At 68.0% G+C, this 19,187-nt stretch carries 25 protein-coding genes; 23 read left to right on the top strand and 2 right to left on the bottom strand.

Going from position 1 to position 19,187, the window contains the following annotated elements; translation table 11 throughout:
• Positions 1-503 (bottom strand): SIMPL domain-containing protein (locus G6N75_RS03190; RefSeq protein ID WP_165346620.1); only part of this gene is annotated, 503 nt, incomplete at its 3' end.
• A 102-nt stretch (positions 504-605) separates the two neighbouring features.
• Here G6N75_RS03190 and G6N75_RS03185 point away from each other — a divergent pair.
• The 22 genes from G6N75_RS03185 (at position 606) to G6N75_RS03080 (ending at position 17,419) form a co-directional block, all read left to right on the top strand.
• A complete protein-coding gene (locus G6N75_RS03185) occupies positions 606-917 on the top strand; it encodes a c-type cytochrome (RefSeq protein WP_165346619.1) in 312 nt (103 codons plus the stop codon).
• 2 nt (positions 918-919) lie between these two features.
• The gene (locus tag G6N75_RS03180; protein WP_165346618.1) at positions 920-1,252 is read left to right on the top strand and encodes a cytochrome c; all 333 of its coding nucleotides are present in this window, start codon (positions 920-922) and stop codon (positions 1,250-1,252) included.
• A gap of 127 nt (positions 1,253-1,379) precedes the next feature.
• Entirely contained in the window at positions 1,380-2,333 is a 954-nt protein-coding gene (locus G6N75_RS03175; protein ID WP_346765480.1) for an MBL fold metallo-hydrolase, read from the top strand.
• Positions 2,330-3,319: an oxidoreductase gene (locus G6N75_RS03170; protein ID WP_165346616.1), complete on the top strand. Its 990-nt coding sequence runs from the start codon at positions 2,330-2,332 to the stop codon at positions 3,317-3,319. The genes G6N75_RS03175 and G6N75_RS03170 overlap by 4 nt, the downstream gene beginning before the upstream one ends.
• A gap of 82 nt (positions 3,320-3,401) precedes the next feature.
• Positions 3,402-4,316 carry a methylisocitrate lyase gene (gene prpB, locus G6N75_RS03165; protein WP_165346615.1) on the top strand — a complete coding sequence of 305 codons (915 nt, stop codon included), beginning with the start codon at positions 3,402-3,404 and terminating at the stop codon, positions 4,314-4,316.
• Positions 4,313-5,437 carry a 2-methylcitrate synthase gene (prpC, locus tag G6N75_RS03160; protein WP_165346614.1) on the top strand — a complete coding sequence of 375 codons (1,125 nt, stop codon included), beginning with the start codon at positions 4,313-4,315 and terminating at the stop codon, positions 5,435-5,437. The genes prpB and prpC overlap by 4 nt, the downstream gene beginning before the upstream one ends.
• Positions 5,438-5,467: 30 nt before the next feature.
• On the top strand, positions 5,468-6,919 hold the full coding sequence (locus tag G6N75_RS03155) for a bifunctional 2-methylcitrate dehydratase/aconitate hydratase (protein WP_165346613.1): 1,452 nt from the start codon (positions 5,468-5,470) through the stop codon (positions 6,917-6,919).
• Between the two features lie 77 nt (positions 6,920-6,996).
• A complete protein-coding gene (locus G6N75_RS03150; RefSeq protein ID WP_165346612.1) occupies positions 6,997-7,326 on the top strand; it encodes a hypothetical protein in 330 nt (109 codons plus the stop codon).
• Positions 7,327-7,382: 56 nt separating this feature from the next.
• Positions 7,383-8,027, top strand: coding sequence for a 16S rRNA (guanine(527)-N(7))-methyltransferase RsmG (rsmG, locus tag G6N75_RS03145; protein WP_346765479.1), 645 nt, complete (start codon positions 7,383-7,385; stop codon positions 8,025-8,027).
• Positions 8,024-8,824 carry a ParA family protein gene (locus tag G6N75_RS03140; protein ID WP_165346611.1) on the top strand — a complete coding sequence of 267 codons (801 nt, stop codon included), beginning with the start codon at positions 8,024-8,026 and terminating at the stop codon, positions 8,822-8,824. The genes rsmG and G6N75_RS03140 overlap by 4 nt, the downstream gene beginning before the upstream one ends.
• A gap of 60 nt (positions 8,825-8,884) precedes the next feature.
• Positions 8,885-9,760 carry a ParB/RepB/Spo0J family partition protein gene (locus G6N75_RS03135; protein ID WP_165346610.1) on the top strand — a complete coding sequence of 292 codons (876 nt, stop codon included), beginning with the start codon at positions 8,885-8,887 and terminating at the stop codon, positions 9,758-9,760.
• Positions 9,761-9,832: 72 nt separating this feature from the next.
• Entirely contained in the window at positions 9,833-10,222 is a 390-nt protein-coding gene (locus G6N75_RS03130) for an ATP synthase subunit I (protein ID WP_165346609.1), read from the top strand.
• A 5-nt stretch (positions 10,223-10,227) separates the two neighbouring features.
• On the top strand, positions 10,228-10,992 hold the full coding sequence (gene atpB, locus G6N75_RS03125; RefSeq protein ID WP_165346608.1) for a F0F1 ATP synthase subunit A: 765 nt from the start codon (positions 10,228-10,230) through the stop codon (positions 10,990-10,992).
• Positions 10,993-11,032: 40 nt separating this feature from the next.
• Positions 11,033-11,299 carry a F0F1 ATP synthase subunit C gene (gene atpE, locus G6N75_RS03120; protein ID WP_165346607.1) on the top strand — a complete coding sequence of 89 codons (267 nt, stop codon included), beginning with the start codon at positions 11,033-11,035 and terminating at the stop codon, positions 11,297-11,299.
• Between the two features lie 51 nt (positions 11,300-11,350).
• Entirely contained in the window at positions 11,351-11,821 is a 471-nt protein-coding gene (locus G6N75_RS03115; RefSeq protein WP_165346606.1) for a F0F1 ATP synthase subunit B, read from the top strand.
• A gap of 24 nt (positions 11,822-11,845) precedes the next feature.
• The gene (locus G6N75_RS03110) at positions 11,846-12,382 is read left to right on the top strand and encodes a F0F1 ATP synthase subunit delta (protein ID WP_165346605.1); all 537 of its coding nucleotides are present in this window, start codon (positions 11,846-11,848) and stop codon (positions 12,380-12,382) included.
• A 13-nt stretch (positions 12,383-12,395) separates the two neighbouring features.
• Positions 12,396-13,937 (top strand): F0F1 ATP synthase subunit alpha, encoded by a 1,542-nt coding sequence (gene atpA / locus G6N75_RS03105; RefSeq protein ID WP_165346604.1) that lies wholly within the window; start codon positions 12,396-12,398, stop codon positions 13,935-13,937.
• Positions 13,938-13,952: 15 nt separating this feature from the next.
• Positions 13,953-14,813 carry a F0F1 ATP synthase subunit gamma gene (atpG, locus tag G6N75_RS03100; RefSeq protein ID WP_165346603.1) on the top strand — a complete coding sequence of 287 codons (861 nt, stop codon included), beginning with the start codon at positions 13,953-13,955 and terminating at the stop codon, positions 14,811-14,813.
• Positions 14,814-14,851: 38 nt separating this feature from the next.
• On the top strand, positions 14,852-16,231 hold the full coding sequence (gene atpD, locus G6N75_RS03095) for a F0F1 ATP synthase subunit beta (RefSeq protein ID WP_165346602.1): 1,380 nt from the start codon (positions 14,852-14,854) through the stop codon (positions 16,229-16,231).
• Positions 16,232-16,259: 28 nt separating this feature from the next.
• Positions 16,260-16,685 (top strand): F0F1 ATP synthase subunit epsilon, encoded by a 426-nt coding sequence (locus G6N75_RS03090; RefSeq protein ID WP_165346601.1) that lies wholly within the window; start codon positions 16,260-16,262, stop codon positions 16,683-16,685.
• Between the two features lie 78 nt (positions 16,686-16,763).
• The gene (locus G6N75_RS03085) at positions 16,764-17,171 is read left to right on the top strand and encodes a GFA family protein (protein ID WP_206202893.1); all 408 of its coding nucleotides are present in this window, start codon (positions 16,764-16,766) and stop codon (positions 17,169-17,171) included.
• A 74-nt stretch (positions 17,172-17,245) separates the two neighbouring features.
• A complete protein-coding gene (locus G6N75_RS03080; protein WP_165346599.1) occupies positions 17,246-17,419 on the top strand; it encodes a hypothetical protein in 174 nt (57 codons plus the stop codon).
• A gap of 13 nt (positions 17,420-17,432) precedes the next feature.
• Here the strand turns inward: G6N75_RS03080 and G6N75_RS03075 are convergent, their stop codons facing one another.
• Complete coding sequence (locus G6N75_RS03075; RefSeq protein WP_165346600.1) at positions 17,433-18,389, bottom strand: integron integrase; 957 nt, start codon at positions 18,387-18,389, stop codon at positions 17,433-17,435.
• A 156-nt stretch (positions 18,390-18,545) separates the two neighbouring features.
• Between G6N75_RS03075 and G6N75_RS03070 the strand changes: the two genes are divergently transcribed.
• Entirely contained in the window at positions 18,546-18,953 is a 408-nt protein-coding gene (locus tag G6N75_RS03070) for a hypothetical protein (RefSeq protein WP_165283050.1), read from the top strand.
• The last annotated feature ends 234 nt before the right edge of the window (positions 18,954-19,187 follow it).

Genomic DNA, 19,187 nt, shown 5'->3' with positions numbered 1-19,187 from the left:
CGGGCGCGGGCGTCCCGCGCGGCCGCCGCCAGCGCCTCGGCCTGGAGCGCGTCCCGGCGCGTGGTGTCGAAGGCTGCCGGCGAGGCTTCTGTCACGCCCAGGCCGAGCGCCTGCTCGGTCAGCTCCCCGAGCCGCGCGATCTCCGTGAGCTTCAGCGTCACCTGGCGGCTGACCACGAAGCCGAGGCGTTCCTGCTTGCGGGTCTCGGGGTTCCACTGCGTGTCCGGCCGGACGTTGAGCGCCGCCGTGGCGATGTGATCGTCGGCGAGGCCGAAGCCCTGGGCCAGCTCGATCAGCCGCGCCACCCCCGCCGCCACCTCGTCCCGGGCCGCCGCCACGGTCGGCTGGTGGGCCGTGATGCCGAAGCGGAGAATGGCGATGTCGGGCGCAACTTCGGCCTGGCCGTGGCCGGTCGCGGACACCACCGGATCGTCGTCGGCTGCGGCGGGCGCCGCTATTGCCAGCAGGCAGGCAAGTAACAACAAGGTCGTGAGACGCAGCATATCGAGCTCCTTGGTCATCGTTTCATTGGCTTTTTCGATGTTCCCTGATTACCATACCGCCGCGATTCGCCGCTACCGCGGTTACCTGGAGGATGCTTGTCGATGCGACTGCGCGCCGTAACGATCGGACTGGCCCTGGGGGCCCTGCTGGCCGCCGGCTCCACGCTGGCCGCGGAGCGACCGCCAGCCGTCGAGACCTGCCTCGGTTGCCATGGCATCCCGGGCTACAAGAACGCCTATCCCACGTACCACGTGCCGAAGCTGGGCGGCCAGCACGCGCAGTACATCGTCGACGCGTTGCGGGCTTACGCCAACGGCGAGCGGCCGCACTCCACCATGCACGCCAACGCCGTGACGCTGACCGAGGAACAGATCCAGGCCATCGCCGAGTGGTTCGAGGCGCAGGGGGAGTGAGCATGCTGCACAAGACTTCGACCATCGTCCTGCTGTGCGCCGGGCTGCTCGCCGCCGGCCCCGCGGCCGCCTCGGGCAACCCGGAACTGGGCAAGGCCAAGTCGGCGACCTGCGTCGCCTGCCACGGCGCGGACGGCAAGGGCATCGCGCCGACTTTCCCGGTGATCGCCGGCCAGCACGCGGACTACCTGATTCTGACGCTGAAGCAGTACCGCAGCGGCGAGCGCAACAACGCCCAGATGGCGCCGATGGCGGCCAACCTGTCCGACGACGACATCGCGGACCTGGCGGCCTACTACTCGCAGCTGCCGGGGCTGAAGACGCCCAAGCCCTGATCCCGCGGGCCGGCCGGCCCGGCCGCTTTCCGCCCGCCCGCCGGCGGCCATGGCGCCTTTGCTCGCGACGGCGAGAGGCGAGACAATCATGATTCCGCCGGGGGGCCAGTCGCAGGGAGGGGAGCAAGTGCACCAGCCGAACATGATCGATTTCGCTGCCGGCATCACGGCCATCGACACGGAATACGTCCGCCCCGGCCTCGACGCCAGCCACCTGGTGGTGCAGGGCGACCGCGCGGCTTTCGTCGACACCGGCACCACCCATTCGGTGCCGTTGCTGCTGGCAGCGCTGGCTGCCAAGGGGCTCGCGCCCGAGCAGGTCGACTGGGTGTGGGTGACGCATGTGCACCTCGATCATGCCGGCGGGGCGGGCGAACTGATGGCGGCGCTGCCGAACGCCGCGGCGGTGCTGCATCCCCGCGGCGCCCGGCACATGGCGGACCCCGCGAAGCTGATCGCCGGTTCCATCGCGGTTTACGGCGAGGAGGCTTTCCGCCGGCTCTACGGGGACATCCGGCCCATCCCGGAGGAGCGGATTCGCGTCGTCGAGGACGGCGAGCGCTTGATGCTGGGTGATCGCGAGCTGGAGTTCATCCACACCGAAGGCCACGCCCGCCACCACTACTGCATCGTCGACCGGGCGTCCGCCGGCGTCTTCACCGGCGACTGCTTCGGCATCTCCTACCGCGAGCTGGACAGCGACGCCGGCCCGTTCATCTTCCCCACCACCACCCCGGTGCAGTTCGACCCGGAAGCGGCGCACAACACGATCCACCGGATCCTGTCCTACAAGCCGGAGCGGGTCTTTCTCACGCACTTCAGCTGCGTCGAGAGCCCGGCGGCGCTGGCGCCCCAGCTGCATCGCGATTTGAACGCCTACGTGGACCTCGCCCGGGACCGCGCCAACGACCCCGACCCGGAAGCGTCCATCCATGCCGCGCTGCGCGACTGGACCTTCGAGCGCCTCGACGAGCACGGCGTCGATCCCGACCCAGAGTTCCGCGAGGAGGTGCTGCGGATGGACCTGGCGCTGAACGCCCAGGGGCTGGCCCACTGGCTCAAGCACGGAGGTGGCGTGTGAGCACGTTCAAGGCCTTCCGCATTCACCAGGCCGGCAAGGGCGTGGAGGCGCGCCTCGAGCAGCTGTCGCTCGACGACCTCGGCCCGGGCGAGGTGGTCATCCGCGGACACTGGTCCAGCATCAACTACAAGGACGCCCTGGCGGCCACCGGCAAGGGCCGGATCCTCAAGCGCTTCCCGCTGGTCGGCGGTATCGACGTGGCCGGCGAGGTGGTGAGCTCCGAGGACGACCGCTACCGGCCCGGCGACCCGGTGCTGGTCACCGGCTGCGGGCTGGGCGAGGAGCACGACGGCGGCTATGCCGAGTACGCGCGGGTCAGCGGCGACTGGGTGGTGCCGGTGCCGGCCGGGCTGGACCCGCGGGCGGTGATGCAGCTGGGCACGGCCGGTTTCACCGCCGGCCTTGCGGTGCACCGCCTGGAGCACAACGGCCTGGCGCCGGATCGAGGCCCGGTGATCGTCACCGGCGCGACCGGCGGCGTCGGCAGCCTGGCGGTCGACATGCTGGCGGGCCGAGGCTACGCGGTCACCGCCCTGACCGGCAAGGCCGAGGCGGCGGACTACCTGCGCCAGCTGGGCGCGGCCGAGATCCTGGTACGCGGCGAGTTCGAGATGGGCACGCGGCCGCTGGAAAAGGGCCTGTGGGCCGGGGCGGTAGACAATCTCGGCGGCGAGACCCTGGCCTGGCTGACCCGCACCATGGACTGGTGGGGATCGATCGCCTCGATCGGGCTGGCCCAGAGCCACGAGTTCCACACCACCGTGATGCCCTTCATCCTGCGGGGGGTCAACCTGCTCGGCGTGAACTCGGTGGCCACGCCGCGGCCGCTGCGGCTGGCGGTCTGGAACCGGCTGGCGACCGACCTGAAGCCGCGGCATCTGGACACGATCGCCGATAATGTCGTCTCACTGAACGATCTTGGCAGCGCGTTCGACGCATATATCGACGGCTCGGTGCGCGGCCGCACGCTGGTCGACCTGCGCTAGGGAGATCCTGGGGACTGTCCCCGGGACAGTCCCCACCTCGCCAGCCTTGCTAGAATGGTGCACTGCCCCATGGGAGGGACGCATGCCTGAGACCCAGTCCGCCGGCGGACGCTTTCGCGCCGCCCTCGAGACCCAACGCCCGCTGCAGGTCGTCGGCACCATCAATGCCTATACCGCGCTGCTGGCGGAACGCGCCGGCTTCCGGGCGATCTACCTCTCCGGCGCCGGGGTGGCCAACGCCTCCTTCGGCCTGCCCGACCTGGGCATCACCAGCCTCAACGACGTCTGCGAGGACATCCGCCGCATCACCGGCGCCACCGACCTGCCGCTGCTGGTCGATGCCGACACCGGCTGGGGCACGGCCTTCAATATCGGGCGCACCGTGCAGGAGATGATCCGCGCCGGCGCGGCAGCCCTGCACCTGGAGGACCAGGTCTCGGCCAAGCGCTGCGGCCACCGGCCCGGCAAGGCGCTGGTCTCCGGCGCCGAGATGTGCGACCGCATCCGCGCCGCGGTCGACGGGCGCACGGACCCGGCCTTCGTCATCATGGCGCGCACCGACGCGCATGCCGTGGAAGGCCAGCCGCAGGCCATCGAGCGGGCCCAGGCCTACGTCGAGGCCGGCGCCGACATGATTTTCGCCGAGGCGCTGACGACGCTGGACGAGTACCGCCAGTTCACCGCTGCGGTGCCGGTCCCGGTGCTGGCCAACATCACCGAGTTCGGCAAGACGCCGCTGTTCACGACGGCGGAGCTGGCGGACGCCGGCGTTCGGCTGGCGCTGTACCCCCTGTCGGCCTTCCGCGCCATGAGCAGGGCGGCGCTGTCCGTCTACGAGACGCTGCGCCGCGACGGCACCCAGCAGGCGTCGCTCGACGCCATGCAGACCCGCACCGAGCTCTACGACGTGCTCGGCTACCACGACTACGAGCGCAAGCTCGACGCGCTGTTTGCGGCGGACGGCGCGACGCAACTGACCCAGGGAGAAAAAGAATGAGCAAGGACAAGAAAGCAGGCGGCCTCGCGGGCGTCTCCGCGGGCGAAACCGCGATCTGCACCGTGGGCAAGGAAGGCGCCGGCCTGACCTACCGCGGTTACGACATCTACGACCTGGCCGAGCATGCTCGCTTCGAGGAAGTCGCCTACCTGCTTCATTACGGCAAGCTGCCGACGCAGGCCGAGTACGCGGACTACATCGAGCGCCTGAAGGGCCTCCGCGACCTGCCGGACGCGCTGAAGGCGGCGCTGGAAACCATCCCCGGCGACTCGCATCCGATGGACGTGCTGCGCAGCGGCTGCTCGCTGCTGGGCAACTTCGAGCCCGAGGACGACCACCAGCCGCAGGTGCGGGTGGCGGACCGGCTGCTGGCGGCCTTTCCCTCGATGCTGCTGTACTGGTGGCGCTTCCACCAGGACGGCGTGCGCATCGACACCGTCACCGACGACGACAGTGTCGCTGGGCACTTCCTGCACCTGCTGCACGGCAAGGCGCCGTCGGATTTCCACCGCCGGGTGCTGGACGTCTCGCTGATCCTTTACGCCGAGCACGAGTTCAACGCCTCGACTTTCACCGCGCGCGTCATCGCTGCCACGCTGTCGGACTTCCACTCCGCCATCACTGGCGCCATCGGCGCCCTGCGCGGCCCGTTGCACGGCGGCGCCAACGAGGCGGCGATGGAGCTGATCGAGCGCTTCGACAGCGCGGCGGCGGCCGACGAGGGCGTGCGCGCCATGCTGGCGGCGAAGGAAAAGATCATGGGCTTCGGCCACCGCGTGTATACCACCTCCGACCCGCGCAACAAGGTCATCAAGGCCTTCGCGAAACAGCTCGCGGACGAGCGCGGCGATACCGTGATCTACCCGGTGTCGGAGGCGATCGAGAAGGTGATGTGGGACGAGAAGAAGCTGTTCCCCAACGCCGACTTCTATTCCGCCAGCGCCTACCACTTCATGGGCATCCCGACGCCCCTGTTCACGCCCATCTTCGTCTGCTCGCGGACCACCGGCTGGTCGGCCCACGTGATGGAGCAGCGCGCCAACAACCGGCTGATCCGCCCGGGCGCGGACTACGTCGGTCCCGGCCTGCAGTCCTGGACGCCGATGGCCGCGCGGGACTGAGCGCCCGCCCGGCCCCAGGGAGCCTGTCACGTGTCCGCTGAAGACCGCCGCTCGGCCAGGCGCCCGGACCCCGACCGGGCCCTGGTCGACATCGCGAACTACGTCGAGGGCTACGCGATCGACAGCGCCGCGGCCCTGGAGACGGCCCGCTACTGCCTGATGGATTCCCTGGCCTGCGGCTTCCAGGCCCTGGACTACTCGGCCTGCACCAAGCTGCTCGGGCCCGTGGTGCCGGGCGCCACGCTGCCCGGCGGCGCCCGGGTACCCGGCACCGCGTGGGAGCTGGATCCCGTGCAGGCGGCATTCAACATCGGCACCCTGGTGCGCTGGCTGGACTTCAACGACACCTGGCTGGCGGCCGAGTGGGGCCACCCCTCCGACAATCTCGGCGCCATCCTCGCGGTCGCGGACTACCTCTCGCGCCAGCGCTCCGCCGAGGGCGAGGAGCCGCTGCAGATGCGCGCGGTGCTCGAGGCCATGATCAAGGCGCACGAGATCCAGGGCGTGATCGCGCTGGAGAACAGCTTCAATCGCGTCGGCCTCGACCACGTGCTGCTGGTGCGCATCGCTTCCACCGCGGTGGCCACGAAGATGCTCGGCGGCACGCGCGAGCAGGTCATCAACGCCGTGTCCAACGCCTGGCTCGACGGCGGCGCCCTGCGCACCTACCGCCATGCCCCGAACACCGGCTCCCGCAAGAGCTGGGCGGCCGGCGACGCCGCCAGCCGGGGCGTGCGCCAGGCGCTGATCGCGCTCACCGGCGAGATGGGCTACCCCTCGGCGCTGACGGCGGAGCGCTGGGGTTTCCAGGACGTGCTGTTCGGCGGCAAGGACCTGGCCTTCCCGCAGGGCTACGGCACCTACGTGATGGAGAACATCCTGTTCAAGATCTCCTATCCCGCCGAGTTCCATGCCCAGACCGCGGTCGAGGCGGCGATGGCGCTGCACCCCGAAGTGCGCCAGCGACTGGACGACATCAGGGAAGTGGTGATCGAAACCCAGGAACCGGGCCAGCGCATCATCGACAAGACCGGCCCGCTGGACAACCCGGCCGATCGCGATCACTGCCTGCAGTACATGACGGCCATCCCGCTGATCTTCGGGCGCCTGGTCGCCAACGACTACGAGGACGACGTGGCGCGGGACCCGCGCGTGGACGAGCTGCGGGCGAAGATGACGGTGCGCGAGAACGAGCGCTTCACGCGGGACTACTACGATCCGGCCAAGCGCTATATCGGCAACGCCGTGCAGGTCTTCTTCAGGGATGGCAGTTCCACCGACCGGTTCGAGGTGCAGTACCCCATCGGGCACCGCAAGCGCCGCGCCGAGGGCATCCCGGTGCTGCTGCGCAAGTTCGAGCAAAGCCTCGGGGACAAGCTGGCCGAGCGCCAGTTCAAGGCGCTGAAGTCACTGTGCGCCGACCAGCAGAAGCTCGAGGGCACGCCGGTCGACGAATTCGTAGCCCTGCTCGTCACCGACTGAGCAGCCGGCCGTGAACCCGACCGGCGCCGGCCGGCGAAGGCTTCCTCGCGAGGCTCGAAAAACGCGAGGAGAGTGGCATGCAGCTGAAGGGTTTTGTTGCCGGCGCCGCGGTGGTGGCGCTGGCGTGGCTGGGCTCCACGGCCTGGGGCAACTTCGCCGCCGAAATGCAGGCGGCCCCGACCCAGGCGCCGGCCGGTGTCTACGCCGCGGACCGCGGCATGACCGAGGCGGAGAAGGAGGCCCACGTGGCCGAGATGCGTCGCCTGTGGGAGTCGATGACGCCCGCCCAGCGCGAGGCGCACCGGAACATGGGGGTCTGCCCCTACTCGGGCCGCAGCGCGCAGGGCGCCGGGCCGCGCGGGGCCGGGCCGATCCTGCGCGAGAGGCGCCAGCCGGTCGAGATCTAGGCCCGGCGGGAGGCGTTCATTCGGTATACTTGCGGGCCCATGCCGCAGGGGCCCCGGTGGACACATCCCGCATCCAGCACCTGATCGAGGACGGCCTGGCCGGCCTGCGCCTGGCCGAGCCTGCCGGCCTGGCGTCGTCGTTGTGCGCCTATATCGCCCTGCTGGAGAAGTGGAACCAGGCCTATAACCTCACGGGCGTTCGCGTGCCCGAGGAAATGGTGCCGCGGCACGTCCTCGACAGCCTCGTGCTGCTGCCGTTCCTCGCCGCCGAGCGCGTGCTGGACGTCGGCACCGGCGCCGGGCTGCCCGGACTGGTGCTGGCCATGGCGAGTCCCGACCAGGAATTCGTCCTGCTCGACGCCTCCGGCAAGAAGACCCGGTTCGTGGAGTACGCCGCCGAGCGGCTCGGCCTCGACAACGTCAAGGTGGTCAAAAGCCGGGTCGAGGAGCACGAGGACCCGGCGGGCTTCGGCGTGGTGGTCAGCCGCGCGTTCGCCTCGGTGTCCGACTTCATCCGCGCCGCCGGCCGGCAGCTGCGGCCGGGCGGCCGGATGCTGGTGATGAAGGGCAGCTTCCCCGAAGACGAGCTGCTCGCCCTGCCGCCGGGCTGGCGGCTGCAGGCGGTCCACCGGCTGAAGGTGCCCGGCCTGCGCGCCGAGCGCCACCTGCTCGAATTCTGCCGCGAGGAAGACGGCCTGTGACGAGCTCCGCGGCGACCAAGATCCTGGCCATCGCCAACCAGAAGGGCGGCGTGGGGAAGACCACGACCGCGGTCAACCTGGCCGCCTCGCTGAAGGCCACCCGGCGCCGGGTGCTGCTGGTCGACCTCGACCCGCAGGGCAATGCCACCATGGGCTCGGGGATCGACAAGCGCAGCCTCGAGGTATCGTCCTGCGACGTGCTGCTGGGCGAGGTGCCAGCGCGCGAGGCCGTGGTCCAGACGGACCCGGGCGGCTTCGACCTGATCCCCGGCAACGACGACCTGACCACCGCCGAGGTGCGGCTGATCAACGAGTTCGGCCGCGAGACCCGGCTGCGGACGGCGCTGAAGGATATCGTCGGGGACTATGACTACGTGCTGATCGACTGCCCGCCGTCGATCAACATGCTGACGGTCAACGCCCTGACCGCGGCCACCGGCGTCCTGATCCCGATGCAGTGCGAGTACTACGCCCTCGAGGGCCTGTCCGCGCTGGTGGGCACCGTCGAACAGATCCGCGACGCGGTGAACCCCGGGCTGCAGGTCGAGGGGCTGCTGCGGACCATGTTCGACCCGCGCAACAACCTCGCCAACGAGGTCTCCTCGCAGCTGATCCTGCACTTCGGCGACAAGGTGTTCCGCACCGTGATCCCGCGCAATGTGCGGCTGGCGGAGGCGCCGAGTTTCGGCATGCCGGCGCTGTTCCACGACAAGACCAGCCGGGGCGCGCTGGCCTACCTGGCGCTGGCCGGGGAGATGATCCGCCGCGATGCGGCGGCAGCGGCGCCGGCCGGCTGAACCTTGGGTTACACTCCCGCCGCATAGCGGAGCACAGGACTTACACGGAGACTGCACCCCATGGTCGTCAAGAAACGCCTCGGCCGCGGCCTCGACGCCCTGCTCTCGACCACGGCGCGGGCCGAGGCTGCCGACAGCCGCGACACCGGCCAGTACCGCGAGCTGGCAGTCGAGCTCCTGAAGCGCGGGCGCTACCAGCCGCGCCAGGACATCCGGCAGGAAGGGCTCGAGGACCTGGCGAGCTCCATCAAGGCCCAGGGCGTGGTGCAGCCGATCGTCGTGCGGCCCATCCGGGAGACGCCCGAGGGCGTCCGCTTCGAGATCATCGCCGGCGAGCGCCGCTGGCGCGCCGCCCAGCTGGCCGGCCTGCAGAAGGTCCCCGTCATCGTGCGCGAGGTGCCGGACGAGGCGGCCGTGGCGATGGCGCTGATCGAGAACATCCAGCGCGAGAACCTGAACCCCTTGGAGGAGTCCCGCGCCCTGGACCGGCTGACCCGAGAATTCGAGATGACCCACCAGCAGGCCGCCGAGGCCGTCGGCCGCTCGCGGGCCGCGGTCAGCAACCTGCTGCGCCTGCTCGAGCTGGCCGACGAGGTGAAGACCCTCGTCGAGCGCCGCCAGCTGGAAATGGGCCACGCCCGGGCGCTGCTGGGGCTGGCCGACCCGAAGGCCCAGGTCGCGGCCGCCCGCGAGGTGGCGAAGAAAGGGCTGTCGGTGCGCGAGACCGAGCGGCTGGTGAAGCGCCTGCAGGCGCCGGCGCAAAAGGCGGCGCCGGCGCCGTCCCGCGACCCCGACATCCGCCGCCTGGAAGGCGAACTCGCCGACAAGCTGGGCGCCCGCGTGGCGCTCCAGCACACCGCCAGCGGCCGGGGCAAGCTGGTGGTCAGCTACAACACCCTGGACGAGCTCGAGGGCATCCTGGGCCACATCAAGTAAGCCGCGGCGGGCTTTGCTGCGACTGCGGAATCTGGCTATAATCCTCAGGCTTTGAGGGCCCGGTTTCTCGGCATGCGGTTACGGGTCGGTTCAGCACCCGGCAAGATCATCGCCGGACAATCGGGCGTGACGCTGCTCGCCGCGGCCCTGTACGGGCTCGCCGCCGGCGCAGACGCCGCGCTCGGGGCCCTCGTCGGGGGAGGAATCAGCGTCGTGCTGAGCCTCTGGATGGCGTTGCGGGTGTTCTCGGTTCCGGCTGAAGCGGGTCCCCGGGCCATGTTCGCGGCCTTCGTGAAAGCGGAGGCGATGAAAATAATGCTGGCTGTAGCCATGTTTTCGGCGGCAGCCATTTTTTTGAGCCACGTGTTTGTTCCGCTCGTGGTCACGTTCGCGGCGACCCTGGTCGTCAACTGGCTGGCGCTGGTCTTCACGCGACGTGACCGACAGGGCTTTGGTGGATGACGGTAATGGCAAGTTCTCCGACAGAATACGTCACGCATCACCTCAAGCATCTCTCGGTCGGAGAGGGCTTCTGGACCATCCACATCGACACCCTGTTCTGGTCCTGGGTCACCGGGCTGATCTTTCTCGGCGTCTTCTACGGGGCAGCCCGCGCGGTGACCGCCGGCGTGCCGGGGAAACTCCAGAACTTCGTCGAGACGATCCTCGAATTCGTCGACAAGGCGGTGGGTGACGCCTTCCACGGCCCCAAGAACCTGCTCGCGCCGCTCTCGCTGACCATCTTCGTGTGGGTGTTCCTGTGGAACCTCATGGACCTGATCCCGGTGGACCTGTTCCCCGTGCTCGCCGCCATGGTCGGGATCGAGTACATGCGGGTGGTGCCGTCGGCCGACATGAGCGCGACCTTCAGCCTGTCGCTGTCGGTGCTGGCGCTGATCATCTACTACGGCATCAAGGGCAAGGGCGCCGAGGGCTTCGGCAAGGAGTTCCTGTTCCACCCCTTCGGCAAGAACCCCTTGCTGGTGCCCTTCAACCTCATTCTCAACACCGTGGAGATGATCGCCAAGCCGGTCTCTCTCGCGCTGCGATTGTTCGGCAACCTGTACGCGGCCGAGCTCATTTTCATCCTGATCGCCATGCTGCCCTTCTGGATCCAGTGGCTTCCCGGCAGCGCCTGGGCGATCTTCCACATTCTCGTGATCCCGCTGCAGGCGTTCATCTTCATGACGCTGACCATCGTTTACATAGCGCTGGCTTACGAGAAGCACTGATTTTCACCCCTGTAGACCCTGCCTCCTACGGAGATTGATCATGGAAGCAATTGCATCAGTTCAGGCCTTTACCGCGCTTGCCGTGGGCCTCATTTTTGCCTTCGCGGCGCTCGGCACCGGCATCGGTTTCGGCCTGCTCGGCGGCAAGTTCCTCGAGGGCGCCGCGCGCCAGCCGGAGATGGCCAACATGCTGCAGATCCGCATGTTCATCGTCGCCGGCCTGCTCGACGCGCTGGCCATCATCGGTGTCGCGTTCGCCGCGCTGCTGCTGTTCGCCAACCCGCTGCTGGCCGCGCTCGGGAGCTGAGGGACGCATCGCGTCCCCGGCGGCACACCAAGCTGATCGGGAGTCGGAATCGTGGGCATTAACCTGACACTCTTCGGCCAGATGCTGACCTTCCTGGTCTTCGTCTGGTTCACCAAGAAGTTCGTCTGGCCGCCGGTCATGCAGGCGCTGGAGGAACGGCGCGCCCGGATCGCCGAGGGCCTGGCGGCCGCGGAACGCGGCCAGAAAGCGCTCGAGGAGGCCGATGCCCAGGTGGCTGAGCGCCTGCGCGAGGCCCGCCAGCAGGCGGCGCAGATCATCGACCAGGCCGAGCGCCGGGGCGCCGAGCTGGTCGAGGAGGCGAAGGCGAACGCCGAGGCGACCGGCGAGCGGATGCTGGCCCAGGCCCGCGCCGAGATCGACCAGGAGACCAACCGGGCGCGCGAGGCGCTGCGCGGTGAAGTCGCGGCGATCGCGCTGACCGGGGCGAAACAGCTGCTCGAGAAAGAGATCGACGCCACGGCCCATCGCGACCTGCTCGACCGCCTCGCCGGTCAGTTGTAGCGCGGTCCGGGGAGAGTCGCAGCCATGGCAGAGAAGATGACCGTCGCGCGGCCCTACGCCAGGGCCGTGTTCGAGATCGCCAGGGAGGCCGGCGCGCTGGCGGGCTGGTCCGAGTTTCTCGGCCGGGGCGCCAGCGCCGCTGCCGACGAGCGCGTGCAGGCGCTGATCGGCAACCCGGCGGTGACGCGCGAGGCGCTCGCCGGGCTGTTCATCGAGCTCTGCGGCGACAGCGCCGGCGCCCATGGCGCCAGCTTCATCAAGGTGCTGGCCGAGAACGACCGCATGGCCTGGCTGCCGGAGATTGCGACGGAGTTCGAGGTGCTGCGCGCCGAGGCCGAGAACGTCGTGGACGTGCAACTGACGTCCGCGGTGGCGCTCGACGCGGCCCAGCAGGAGAGCTTCGCGGCGTCCCTGAAGAAGCGCCTCGGCCGCGACGTCCGGCTGCACTGCGACACTGACGCGAAATTGCTCGGCGGCGCGATCATCCGCGCCGGCGACCTGGTCATCGATGGCTCACTGTCCGGCCGCCTGGATAGGCTCGCCGGCGCCGTCACGCACTAAAGGATTGTAGGAAATGTCCATCAAGGCATCTGAAATCAGCGATCTGATCAAAGAGAAGATCCTCAAGTTCGAATCGACCACCGTCGCCAGCAACGTCGGCACCGTGGTCTCGGTGACGGACGGCATCGTGCGCATCCACGGCCTGGCCAACGCGGCCTACGGCGAAATGCTGGAGTTCCCCGGCAACACCTTCGGCCTGGCGTTGAACCTGGAGCAGGACTCGGTCGGCGCCGTGGTGCTGGGCGACTACCTGCACATCTCGGAGGGCGACGAGGTCAAGACCACCGGGCGTATCCTCGAGGTGCCGGTGGGCGAGGCCCTGCTGGGCCGCGTGGTGAACCCGCTCGGCCAGCCGATCGACGGCAAGGGCCCGATCAAGACCGAACACAGCTCGGCCATCGAGAAGGTGGCGCCGGGCGTGATCTGGCGCCAGTCGGTGAGCCAGCCGGTGCAGACCGGCCTGAAGTCGGTCGACGCCATGGTCCCGGTCGGCCGCGGCCAGCGCGAGCTGATCATCGGCGACCGCCAGACCGGCAAGACCGCCGTCGCCATCGACGCCATCATCAACCAGAAGGGCACCGGCGTTAAGTGCATCTACGTGGCGATCGGCCAGAAGCAGTCGTCCATCGCCGGCGTGGTGCGCAAGCTGGAAGAGTTCGGCGCGATGGACCACACCATCATCGTCGCCGCCCCCGCCGCCGACTCGGCCGCGCTGCAGTACATCGCCCCCTATGCCGGTTGCGCCATGGGCGAGTACTTCCGCGACAAGGGCGAAGACGCGCTGATCATCTATGACGACCTCACCAAGCAGGCCTGGGCGTACCGCCAGGTGTCGCTGCTGCTGCGCCGCCCGCCGGGCCGCGAAGCCTACCCCGGCGACGTGTTTTACCTGCATTCCCGCCTGCTGGAGCGCGCTGCGCGCGTCAACGCCGAGTTCGTGGAGCAGGCGACCGACGGCAAGGTGAAGGGCAAGACCGGCTCGCTGACCGCGCTGCCGATCATCGAGACCCAGGCGGGCGACGTGTCCGCCTTCGTGCCGACCAACGTGATTTCCATCACCGACGGCCAGATCTACCTCGAGTCAGACCTGTTCAACGCCGGCATCCGGCCCGCCATCAACGCCGGCCTGTCCGTGTCGCGCGTCGGCGGCGCCGCCCAGACCAAGGCCATCAAGAAGCTCGGCGGCGGCATCCGCCTGGCGCTGGCCCAGTACCGCGAGCTGGCGGCCTTCGCCCAGTTCGCTTCCGACCTGGACGAGACCACCCGCAAGCAGCTCGACCGCGGCCAGCGCGTCACCGAGCTGATGAAGCAGAAGCAGTACTCGCCGCTCTCCGTGGCGCAGATGGCCGTGTCGCTGTTCGCCGTCAACGAGGGCTTCATCGACAAGGTCCCGCTGGACAAGATCGGCGACTTCGAGCACGCGCTGCACGGCCACATGGACTCGGCGCACCCGGAGCTGATGAAGAAGCTGAACGAGACCGGCGACTGGAACGACGAGATCGCGGGCGAGATGAAGCAGGGCGTGGCCGACTTCGTCGCCACCGGCACCTGGTAGGCAGCGGAGAGCCGCATGGCCAACGCCAAAGAAATCCGCACGCAGATCAAGAGCATCCGCAACACGGCCAAGATCACCAAGGCCATGGAGATGGTCGCCGCGGCGAAAATGCGCAAGGCGCAGGACCGGATGGAAGCATCCCGCCCCTACGCCGAGCGCATCCGCACGGTGATCGGGCACCTGATGCAGGCGCGCCCGGATTACCGCCACCCCTTCATGGTGGAGCGCGAGGCCAAGCGGGTCGGCTACATCATCGTGTCGACGGACCGCGGCCTGTGCGGCGGCCTCAACGCCAACCTGTTCCGCCGCACCCTGCGCGAGCTGCGCGAGTGGCGCGACAAGGGCGTCGAGGTGGAGCTGTGCCTGGTCGGGCGCAAGGCGGCGCAGTTCTTCCGCCGGCTGGACGTGAACATCGTCGCCAGCCTGCAGGATCTCGGCGACGTCCCGCGCGTGCAGGACCTCATCGGCGCCATCCAGGTGATGCTGAACGAGTACAGCGAGGGCTCGCTGGACCGGCTGTTCCTGGTGCACAACGAGTTCGTCAACACCATGAGCCAGAAGCCGGTCACGCTGACCCTGCTCCCGGCGCAGACGCAGGACGCCGAGGAATTGCAGACCCACTGGGACTACATCTACGAGCCCAGCTCCAGCGAGCTGGTCGAGCAGGTGCTGACCCGCTACATCGAGTCGCAGGTCTATCGCGGCGCGGTGGAGAACGTCGCCTGCGAGATGGCGGCGCGCATGGTGGCCATGAAGAGCGCCACCGACAATGCCGGCAAACTGATCGACGGGCTGCAGCTCGCCTACAACAAGGCGCGCCAGGCCGCGATCACCCAGGAACTCGCCGAGATCGTCGGCGGCGCGGCGGCCGTCTGACGGCGCCCCAGCGGATACGAGACAGAGGAAACTGATCCATGAGCACTGGCAACATCGTTCAGGTCATTGGCGCCGTGGTGGACGTGGAGTTCCCGCGTGAGCACCTGCCCAAGATCTACGACGCCCTGAAGATCCAAGAGAACGACATCACGCTCGAGGTGCAGCAGCAGCTCGGCGACGGCATCGTGCGCTGCATCGCCATGGGCGCCTCCGAGGGCCTGAAGCGCGGCCTCGCGGTGAAGGGCACCGGCGAGCCGATCAAGGTGCCCGTGGGCAAGGCCACGCTGGGCCGCATCATGGACGTGCTCGGCACGCCGATCGACGAGGCCGGCCCGGTCGAGGCCGACGCCTACATGCCGATCCACCGCGACCCGCCGTCCTACGAGGACCAGGCCGCCTCGGTCGAGATCCTCGAGACGGGCATCAAGGTCATCGACCTGATCATGCCGATCGCCAAGGGCGGCAAGATCGGCCTGTTCGGCGGCGCCGGCGTGGGCAAGACCGTGACGCTGATGGAGCTGATCCGCAACATCGCCATCGAGCACTCCGGCTACTCCGTGTTTGCCGGCGTCGGCGAGCGCACCCGCGAGGGCAACGACTTCTACCACGAGATGAAGGACTCCAACGTCCTCGACAAGGTGGCGCTGGTGTACGGCCAGATGAACGAGCCGCCGGGCAACCGCCTGCGCGTGGCGCTGACCGGCCTGACCATCGCGGAGAACTTCCGCGACGAGGGCCGCGACGTGCTGATGTTCATCGACAACATCTATCGCTACACCCTGGCGGGCACCGAGGTGTCGGCGCTGCTGGGCCGCATGCCCTCCGCCGTGGGTTACCAGCCCACGCTGGCCGCGGAAATGGGCCAGCTGCAGGAGCGCATCACCTCCACCAAGACCGGCTCGATCACCTCCTTCCAGGCGGTGTACGTCCCGGCCGACGACTTGACCGACCCGTCCCCGGCCACGACCTTCGCCCACCTGGACGCCACGCTGGTGCTGTCGCGCCAGATCGCCGAGCTGGGCATCTATCCGGCCGTGGACCCGCTGGACTCGACCTCGCGCCTGCTCGACCCGAATGTCATCGGCCAGGAGCACTACGACTGTGCCCGCGCGGTGCAGGCGACCCTGCAGCGCTACAAGGAGCTGCAGGACATCATCGCCATCCTCGGCATGGACGAGCTGTCGGAAGACGACAAGCAGGTCGTGACCCGCGCCCGCAAGGTGCAGCGCTTCCTGTCGCAGCCGTTCTTCGTCGCCGAGGCCTTCACCGGCTCGCCCGGCAAGTACGTCTCGCTGAAGGACACCATCAAGGGCTTCCGCGGCATCGTCGACGGCGAGTACGACGCGATTCCGGAGCAGGCCTTCTACATGGTCGGCACCATCGAGGAAGCCGTCGAGAAGGCGAAGAAGCTGCAGTAACACGGCGCCCACCGGCCCGGAGTAAGGGATGAGCACGATCCACGTCGACATCGTCAGCGCCGAAGGCGAAATCTTCAGCGGTACTGCAGCCATGGTCTACGCCCCGGCGCAGCTCGGCGACATCGGCATCGCGCCGAACCACGCCCCGCTGCTCACCGGCCTGCGGCCGGGCGGGGTGCGCGTGCAGACGCCGGAAGGCCAGGAGCTGTTCTTCTACGTCTCCGGCGGCATGATCGAGATTCAGCCCAGGGCGGTCACCGTGCTGGCCGACGCCGCGGCCCGTGCCCACGATCTCGACGAGGCCGCCGTGCAGCAGGCGCGGCAGCGCGCCCAGGACCTGCTGGAGAACCGCGAGTCCGCCAAGGACATCGCCATCGCCCAGGCCGAGCTCGCCCAGGCCGCTGCGCAGCTGGCGCTGCTTGAGAAGATCAAGAAGAGCGCCGGGCAGAAGTAGCCGCAGGCGCAAACTTCGCCGATCCCTGCAGGGGGCTGCCGGTTGGCAGCCCCCTGTTTCATTGTGGAGAATCGCGCCATGCTCGAACCGACAGAGGGGCCAATGATCTACCGGGGCAGCTGCCACTGCCGCGCGGTGACTTTCGAAGTCGAGGCACCGCCGGTGATCGAGGCTGATCGGTGCAACTGCTCGATCTGCTCCAAGTCAGGGTTTCTGCACCTGATTGTGCCTCGGGACAGGTTCAGGCTGCTGTCGGGCGAGGAGGCACTAGCCACCTATCGCTTCGGCACGGGCGTCGCCAAGCATACCTTCTGCCGGATATGCGGGATCAAGCCTTTCTACACCCCGCGCTCGAACCCTGACGGGATCGACGTGAACGTGAACTGCCTCGACCCGGTGCCTGCGTCAGTCAACGTCACGCCGTTCGACGGCCAGAACTGGGAGCAGCACGCGCACAAGTTGGCGCACAAGAGTCGTCCTTCGTAAGCTGTCACCAATTCTTGGATACCATAGCCAGGATCAAGGAGAGCTCGGTGGAGCTAACTGGATTTGCCGCCATAGTGGCCATATTCGCCTTCATTACCTTCATCTGGCTGCTGCCGATCATCATCATCGTCGGCTCCAACCGGACCACGGGGGGCGAGAAGGCCGCGTGGGTGCTGGCGGTGATCTTCGTGTCCTGGTTCGCGTGGGTCTTCTACATGCTGCTCGCGCCGATCAAGAACCGGGACTGACGCCGCCGCGCTTTCAATCCAGCGGGCTGCGCACGCCGCGGCCGCCCCGCTGGATGACGTGCGTATAGATCATCGTCGTCGACACGTCCGAATGCCCGAGCAGGTCCTGCACCGTGCGAATGTCGTAGCCGGACTCCAGCAGGTGCGTGGCGAAGGAATGGCGGAAGGTGTGGCACGACGCGGGCTTCGTGATGCCGGCAGCGCGGACGGCCTGCTTCACGGCCCGTTGCAGCACGTCCGGCAGGACACGGAAGCGGACCATGCGGCCGGTGTATGGGCTCCGGCAAAACTTCCGCGCCGGTAAGACGAATTGCCAGGGCCACTCGAACGGCGCCGCAGGATACTGCCGCTCCAGGGCCGGGGGCAACGCTGCGCCGGGATGGCTGGCCGCCCGATCTGCGTCGAACAGCGAGCGCACCCGCCCAAGGTGGAACTGGAGTGGTTCGAGCACGGCATCCGGCAGCATAGTGCAGCGGTCCTTGGCGCCCTTGCCGTCCCGCACCGTGACCTGCCGATACTCGAAATCCAGGTCCTTCACCCGCAGGCGCAGGCACTCCGACACCCGCAGCCCGGCGCCGTAGAGCAGGCTCGCCGCCAGCCAGTGGGTGCCCTCGAGCTGGGCCAGGACCCGGTGCACTTCGTCCCGGGACAACACGACGGGAACCCGCGCGGGCCGTTTCGCCCAGACCACGCCGTCGAGCCATGGCAGGTCGATCTCGAGCGCTTCGCGGTACAGGAACAGGATCGCCGACAGCGCCTGGTTCTGGGTCGAGGCCGCTACCTGGCGCTCGGTGGCGAGGTAAGAAAGGAACTGCTCGACCTCCGGCCCACCCATGTCGCGCGGGTGCCGGCCGCCATGAAAGCGGATGAAGCGCCGGATCCAGCCCAGGTACGATGTCTCCGTGCGGTAGCTGTAGTGCTTGACCCGGATGCGGTCCCGCACCACGTCCAGCAGCCGCGTCTTCGGCATAACCCCACCCCCGGTATCTGTGGTATATCCAGCAACAAGCCGAGGTTAAACAGGGGCTTGGTCCAACCCAACCCAGACTATCCGGGGGGTTTCATGCAATATTCGACCGCGTTTAGTACATCTACTTTGAGTTAGACCGCAACGAGGGACCTACCAGTGTTCTTTTCCTTGCTCTTGGTGACTTTCTTATTGGCGACGGCGGTCTCCTTCGGGGTCGTTAGACTTTTCGACAAGCCGATCGCAGCGATCCTGCTCCGACTCATCCAAGACGAGATCAGCGAAGCTTGGCGTCGCTACATAAAGTTTGCCGCTTTCGTCGTCGGAATTTCCGGCGGCGTGCGAATTCACCAACTCGAGCGCTACATCAGCGTGCCCCACAAAGATGCCCAATTGCTTGTGCTTAACGCCGAGCGTTGGACGCTGGAGTTGTACCGGACGGTCATTGAGACCCTCCAAAGCATCGCATGGATGTATCTGATCTTTTTTATCTTTGCTTTGATCGCTTACGTGATTGTAAGAGGTTTCGAGATGCGACCGAGCGGAACAACTCCAGGTGAGCGGTAGCGCTCTAACTCGTCGCTTCAGGCCGACGCGGCTGCGCCGCGCGGCTGAGCTTGGTCGTTAGAACTCCCGATCCCACATTGCTGTCGCTTGACGGTACTAACGCCACGCGCTAGTATCACGCCTCGTGATCAAGTCCTTCAAGTGTCGGGAAACAGAGCGAATCTTTGGTGGCCGGTTCTCTCGACGGCTGCCTAGAGATGTTCAACGCTTGGCTGCCAGGAAGCTCGAAATCCT

The organism is Thioalkalivibrio sp. XN8, from assembly GCF_011058255.1.
Classification (GTDB): domain Bacteria; phylum Pseudomonadota; class Gammaproteobacteria; order Steroidobacterales; family XN24; genus XN24.
Note: the sequence above shows the minus strand (reverse complement) of the source record. Positions and strands in the feature narration are given on the sequence as shown.

Coding starts and splice junctions, on each gene's coding strand:
- G6N75_RS03090 (WP_165346601.1), top strand. CDS start 16,260: ATGAGCACGATCCACGTCGACATCGTCAGCGCCGAAGGCGAAATCTTC.
- atpE (WP_165346607.1), top strand. CDS start 11,033: ATGGAAGCAATTGCATCAGTTCAGGCCTTTACCGCGCTTGCCGTGGGC.
- G6N75_RS03185 (WP_165346619.1), top strand. CDS start 606: ATGCGACTGCGCGCCGTAACGATCGGACTGGCCCTGGGGGCCCTGCTG.
- G6N75_RS03130 (WP_165346609.1), top strand. CDS start 9,833: ATGCGGTTACGGGTCGGTTCAGCACCCGGCAAGATCATCGCCGGACAA.
- G6N75_RS03180 (WP_165346618.1), top strand. CDS start 920: ATGCTGCACAAGACTTCGACCATCGTCCTGCTGTGCGCCGGGCTGCTC.
- G6N75_RS03085 (WP_206202893.1), top strand. CDS start 16,764: ATGCTCGAACCGACAGAGGGGCCAATGATCTACCGGGGCAGCTGCCAC.
- atpA (WP_165346604.1), top strand. CDS start 12,396: ATGTCCATCAAGGCATCTGAAATCAGCGATCTGATCAAAGAGAAGATC.
- G6N75_RS03150 (WP_165346612.1), top strand. CDS start 6,997: ATGCAGCTGAAGGGTTTTGTTGCCGGCGCCGCGGTGGTGGCGCTGGCG.
- G6N75_RS03110 (WP_165346605.1), top strand. CDS start 11,846: ATGGCAGAGAAGATGACCGTCGCGCGGCCCTACGCCAGGGCCGTGTTC.
- G6N75_RS03075 (WP_165346600.1), bottom strand. CDS start 18,389: ATGCCGAAGACGCGGCTGCTGGACGTGGTGCGGGACCGCATCCGGGTC.
- atpD (WP_165346602.1), top strand. CDS start 14,852: ATGAGCACTGGCAACATCGTTCAGGTCATTGGCGCCGTGGTGGACGTG.
- atpB (WP_165346608.1), top strand. CDS start 10,228: ATGGCAAGTTCTCCGACAGAATACGTCACGCATCACCTCAAGCATCTC.
- prpC (WP_165346614.1), top strand. CDS start 4,313: ATGAGCAAGGACAAGAAAGCAGGCGGCCTCGCGGGCGTCTCCGCGGGC.
- G6N75_RS03135 (WP_165346610.1), top strand. CDS start 8,885: ATGGTCGTCAAGAAACGCCTCGGCCGCGGCCTCGACGCCCTGCTCTCG.
- prpB (WP_165346615.1), top strand. CDS start 3,402: ATGCCTGAGACCCAGTCCGCCGGCGGACGCTTTCGCGCCGCCCTCGAG.
- atpG (WP_165346603.1), top strand. CDS start 13,953: ATGGCCAACGCCAAAGAAATCCGCACGCAGATCAAGAGCATCCGCAAC.